This is a genomic window from Nocardia sputi (assembly GCF_023501985.1).
This window is the reverse complement of record NZ_JAMFLC010000060.1, coordinates 1-5,880: the sequence shown is the minus strand read 5'-3', so window position 1 is coordinate 5,880 and position 5,880 is coordinate 1. Positions and strand designations below refer to the sequence as shown.

At 69.8% G+C, this 5,880-nt stretch carries 1 protein-coding gene; it reads left to right on the top strand.

The genetic code is table 11. The annotated features are described in order from the left end of the window. Positions 1 to 11 precede the first annotated feature (11 nt). The coding region (locus tag M8859_RS36580; RefSeq protein WP_249645672.1) for a type I polyketide synthase at positions 12 to 5,880 on the top strand (5,869 nt) is incomplete at its 3' end.

The window sequence follows — 5,880 nt, the reverse complement described above, 5'->3', positions numbered from 1 at the left end:
GTGTGGATGTGGTGCTGGATTCGCTGGCGGGGGAATTCGTGGATGCCTCGCTGCGGTTGCTGCGGCCGGGTGGACGGTTCGTGGAGATGGGGTTGCTGGATCGCCGCGACCCCCAGCAAGTAGCCGCTGTCCATCCAGGGGTGCGGTACCAGAGTTTCGTCCTGTTGGAGGTGGCCCCGGATCGACTGAGGGAGATCCTGACATCGGTCGTAGAGCTGTTCGAGGCCGGAATCTTGACGCAGTCCCCGCTCACCGCATGGGATTTGCGGCAGGCGCCGGAAGCGTTGCGGTTCATGAGTCAGGCGCGGCATATCGGGAAGAACGTGCTCACCGTGCCGACGCCGCTGTCGCCTGAGGGCACGGTGCTGATCACCGGTGGCACCGGAGGATTGGGTGCGTTGGCCGCTCGGCATCTGGTCACCGAGTACGGGATCCGAAGGCTGATATTGGCCAGCAGACGCGGCCCGGATACGCCCGGTGTGAGGGAACTGCGTGACGAGCTCGACGCACTCGGTGCGCACGTGGACGTGGTCGCCTGTGACGCCGCGGACAGGAACGCCCTCGAGAAGACGCTCGCGGCGATCCCGTCCGAGCATCCACTGACCGGCGTCGTCCACGCTGCGGGGGTGCTGGCCGATGGCTTGTTCACCGCTCTGACGGCGGAGCGGATCGAGCAGGTGTTGCGGCCGAAGGTGGACGCGGCGTGGAACCTGCACGAGGCGACACGGCATCTGGATCTGTCGATGTTCGTGCTGTACTCCTCGATCGCGGGCGTGATCGGCAACGCGGGCCAGGCCAATTACGCCGCGGCCAATACGTTCCTCGACGCGCTGGCACACCACCGGCACGTGACCGGTCTGCCCGCGACCTCGATCGCGTGGGGGTTGTGGCAGCAGAGCACCGGCATGACCGGGGCACTCGGCCGAGCCGATATCGCTCGGTTGCGGCGGGAGGGCTTCCCGCCGCTGGGCGAGCGGGAGGGTATGGCACTGTTCGACTCCGCACTCGCGGGGGGCGCATCGGCGTTCGTGGCTGTCCGCGTCGACCGCGACGCGCTGGCGGAAACGGTACCCCGTGCCCTGATGCGCGGTTTGGTACGGCCGTCCCGCCGCCGGGTCGCCGGTGACGTGGCGCAGCGTCCGGAGCTGGCCGCGCGACTGGCGGGTCGTTCGGCTGCCGAGCAGGATCGCGTCGTCCTCGACCTCATCCGCGCCCAGGCCGCGGCGGTGCTGGGGCATACCGGCATCGAATCGATCCCGGCGGACAAACCGTTCCGAGATATCGGATTCGACTCGCTCGGCGTCATGGAATTCCGCAACAGGCTGTCGGAAGCCACCGGGCTCCAGCTGCCGTCGACACTGGTCTTCGACCACCCGACCGCCACCGCGATGGCGAAGCTGGTGCGCTCCCTGGCGGTGCCGACCACTGCGGACGAATCCGCCGAGCGGGCTCCGCGCCCGGAGCGTGTGGTGGATGACCCGATCGCCATTGTAGGCATGAGCTGCCGCTTCCCCGGCGGAGTCACCTCACCGGAGAGTCTCTGGGAATTGCTGGCCTCCGGCACGGACGCGAGCACAGATTTTCCCACCGACCGCGGCTGGGATCTCGAGCGACTGTTCGATGCGGACCCGGACAAACCGGGTACCTCCTACACCCGGCGCGGCGGATTCCTCTCCGGCGCGGCGGATTTCGATGCCGGCTTCTTCGGCATCGGTCCCCGGGAGGCGTCCGCCATGGACCCCCAGCAGCGCCTGCTGCTGGAAGCGACCTGGGAGGCCCTGGAGAATGCCGGTATCGACCCGGTCGCGTTGCGTGGCAGCGATACCGGCGTCTTCGCCGGAGCGTGCTCATCCGGCTACAGCGAGCGGATCACCGGAGAACTGGAGGGCTACCGTCTCACCGGCACCACGCACAGTGTGGTCTCCGGCCGGGTGGCCTACGTTTTCGGCTTCGAAGGTCCGGCCGTCACCGTGGATACCGCGTGCTCGTCGTCGCTGGTCGCCCTGCACCAGGCCACCCGCGCGCTGCGCCAGGGAGAGACCTCGCTGGCACTGGCGAGCGGTGTGACGGTCGCGGCCAGTCCATACCTCTACGTCGATTTCGCCCGGCAGCGCGGCCTGGCGCCCGATGGACGCTGTAAGTCGTTCTCCGCCGACGCCGACGGCGTCGGTTTCGCCGAGGGCGTCGGGGTGCTCGTACTCGAACGGCTCTCCGACGCCCAGCGCCTCGGACACACTGTTCTGGCTCTCGTGCGCGGTAGCGCGATCAATCAGGACGGTGCGAGCAACGGCCTGACCGCGCCGAACGGTCCGTCACAGGAACGGGTGATCGCGGCGGCGCTGGCCGACGCGGGGTTGACGCCGACGGATGTGGACGCGGTCGAGGCGCACGGCACCGGTACGACATTGGGCGATCCGATCGAGGCCCGGGCCCTGATCAATGCCTACGGGCGTGATCGTGCCGGTCGCCCGCTGTTCATCGGGTCGGTCAAATCCAATCTCGGCCACACCATCGCCGCCGCGGGTGTCGGTGGTGTGATCAAGATGGTGCAGGCGTTGCGGCACGAAACCCTGCCGAAGACACTGCACGCGGACGAGCCGAGCCCCCATGTGGACTGGTCGGCGGGCAACGTTCGGCTGCTGACCGAAGCCCAGGCGTGGCCCGCCGGGAAGCGCGTCCGGCGGGCCGGCGTGTCGTCGTTCGGTGTCAGCGGCACCAACGCACATGCCATCCTCGAAGAGGCGCCCGCGGCTGCGCCGTCATCGGTCGTGCCCGCTCCCGGGCGCCGTATCGAGACGGTCGTGCCCTGGCTGGTGTCGGCCGATTCCGAGTCCGGCCTGCGGGCGCAGGCCGAGCGGCTACGGGAGTGGGCGATCCACCATCCCGACGCCGGACCCTGGGACACAGCTCACGCGCTGATCACCTCCCGCGCACAGCTGCCGTGGCGTGGCGCTGTCGTCGGACGTGACCGAGACGAACTGCTGACCGGGCTGGCCGAATTGGCCGCCGGTAGCACGGGCGCGATCGCGGCGAAGTCGAATACGGCAGGCCGGACGGCGTTCCTGTTCACCGGTCAGGGCGCGCAACGTGCCGGGATGGGCGCCGGTCTGTACACGGCTTTCGGTGTGTTCGCCACGGCCTTCGACGAGATGTGCACCCATATCGATCCGCTGCTCGGCCGTTCGCTGCGAGAGCTGGTCTTCGACCCGGACGGTGCGCGGCTGTTGGATCGGACCGAGTTCACCCAGCCCGCCTTGTTCGCGTTCGAGGTAGCGCTGTTCCGGCTGCTGGAATCGTTCGGCGTCGTTCCGGACGCGCTCATCGGACATTCGATCGGCGAGCTGACCGCCGCGTATCTCGCCGGAGTGTGGTCGCTACCGGATGCGTGCGCGCTGGTGGTGGCGCGCGGACGGTTGATGGGCGCGCTACCCGGCGACGGCGCGATGCTGGCCGCGGCGATACCCGAGGAACAGGCGGTGAACCTGCTCGACGAATTCGGCGGTCGGGTGTCGATCGCCGCGGTGAACGGTCCGGGATCGGTGGTGTTGTCCGGTGCGGCCACCGTGATCGACGCGATCGCCGATCGTCTGGCCACGGCGAATGCGCAGACCTCGCGACTGCGGGTGAGCCATGCGTTCCATTCGGCATCGATGGAGCCGATGCTCGACGAGTTCCGCGGAGTGGCGCGAGGTTTGACCTACCATCGGCCGGCCGTCCCGATCGTGTCGAACGTGTCCGGCGCCTTGGTCGACGCCGAACTGACCGACCCCGACTACTGGGTCGCCCAGGTACGCGGGTGTGTCCGGTTCGCACCGGGGATCGCCACCCTGATCGAGGACGGCGTCCGGCGGTTCTTGGAGGTCGGCCCGGATGCCGTACTGGCCGCCATGGTTCGGCAGTGTCTCGCCGAAACGCCGGCCACGGAAGCGGAGTCGATCGTCGTCGCGGCCGCTCGACGCTCGACCGACGAGGCCGATCGGTTCGTGACCGCGCTGGCGCAAGCCGGCGCCGGAGGGGTGCCGGTGGACTGGACGCCGCTGTTCGCGGGCCGCGCGATCGAGCGGGTGCCGCTGCCGACCTACGCGTTCGAGCAGCAGCGGTACTGGTTGCCCCCGGTACGCGTGTCGGATGTATCGCGCTCGGGTCTGGACGACGCGGGCCATCCGCTGCTGGGCGCTCTGGTGCGGTTGCCGGATTCGCCGGATGTCGTGTTCACCGGCCGACTGTCCGGAGCGGAACATCCGTGGCTGGCCGATCACGCGGTCGGCGGAGCGGTCGTGTTCCCCGGCGCCGCCTTCGTCGAACTCGTCCTGCACGTGGGTGCGGCCGTGGCATGCCCCGCGGTGTCGGAGCTGGTGATCGAGGCGCCCCTGCCGATGCCATCGACGGGCGCGGTCGATCTGCGGGTGGTCGCCGGTGGGCTGGATGAATCCGGTGCTCGGGCAGTCGCGGTGTATTCGCGGTCGCGCGACGGTGCGGAGCCCGGGGCCGACTCCGCTCAATGGGTTCGTCACGTGAGTGCGACGGTGACCGCGCGGACGGGCGGCCGGTCGGCCGCCACGGTGGCAGCGAGTTGGCCCCCGGCCGACGCGACCGCGCGGGAACTCACCGGCGCCTACGCGGATCTGGCCGGACTGGGCTACGAGTACGGTCCGGCTTTCCGGGGACTGACCGCGCTGTGGCGCGGCGGCGGTGAAGTCTTCGCCGAGGTCGTGCTGCCCGAATCCGCTCGAGCAGAGGTCGACGGGTACGGAGTGCATCCGGCGCTGCTGGACGCGGCGCTGCACTCCATCCTGCTGGGCGGGCTGACGTCCGAACCGGTGGCCGGTGCGGTGGCTGTGCCTTTCTCGTGGGAGAACGTCAGGTTGTATGCGACGGGAGCGACCACGGTGCGGGTCCATGCCGCCGTGTCCGGCTCGGCGGCGGAGGACACGCGGATCGCGGTGACGCTCACCGACACCTCGGGGCGGCCGGTGGCCGAGATCGGTGCGCTGATGCTACGTAGCCTCTCGGCCGAGGCCTTTGCGGTAGGGCACCGCGCCGTCGGCTACGGACTCGACTGGATCGCCGTGCCTGCCCTCGAGCCGGGCGCCGCCGGCGACTGGGACGTTGCCGGTGACCTCGAGACCGTGTACGTCGCGGGGCGGGTCGCGACGGTGGTCCGCCTCCAGCACGAGGTCGGCGACGGCGACATGCCCGCTACCGTGCGGACGGTGGTGACCGCGGTTACGGCGCGGGTGCGGGACCTACTGGACCGGGACAGCCGAGTTGTCGTGGTGACCCGGCGGGCGGTGGCGGTCCATGCCGGTGAGCCAGTGGATCCGGCCGCGGCCGCGGCGTGGGGGTTGCTGCGCACCGCCCAGAGCGAGCACCCGGACCGGGTCGTCCTCGTCGACGTCGATGAATGGAATCATCTGCGGCAGAGTGTCGTACTGGCGCTGACGCTGGACACCGAAGCTCAACTCGCCGTCCGCGGCGGCGTCCCCCACGCACCGCGACTCCAGCGCGCCGGGCATGCGGGCGCCGCCCGCCTGCGCGACGCGGAGCTTCTGGGCACCGCCGCGTCCTACGACCGCCGGGAATGGCGACTCGCGCCGATCGGGAAAGGCACGTTGAGCCCGGAGAATTTCGGCCTGCGCGAACTTCCGGACGCCTGGACGCCGCTGGCTCCGGGGCAGGTGCGCGTGCGCGTGAAGGCAGTGGGCCTGAACTTCCGGGACGTACTCGTCGCGCTCGGCACCTACCCCGACCCGGACGCTGTGTTGGGTGTGGAGGGTGCTGGTGTGGTGGTGGAGGTGGGTGCGGGTGTGTCGGGGTTGGTGCCTGGTGATCGGGTTTTCGGGTTTGTGACGGGTGTGGGGTCGGTGGTGGTGGCCGATC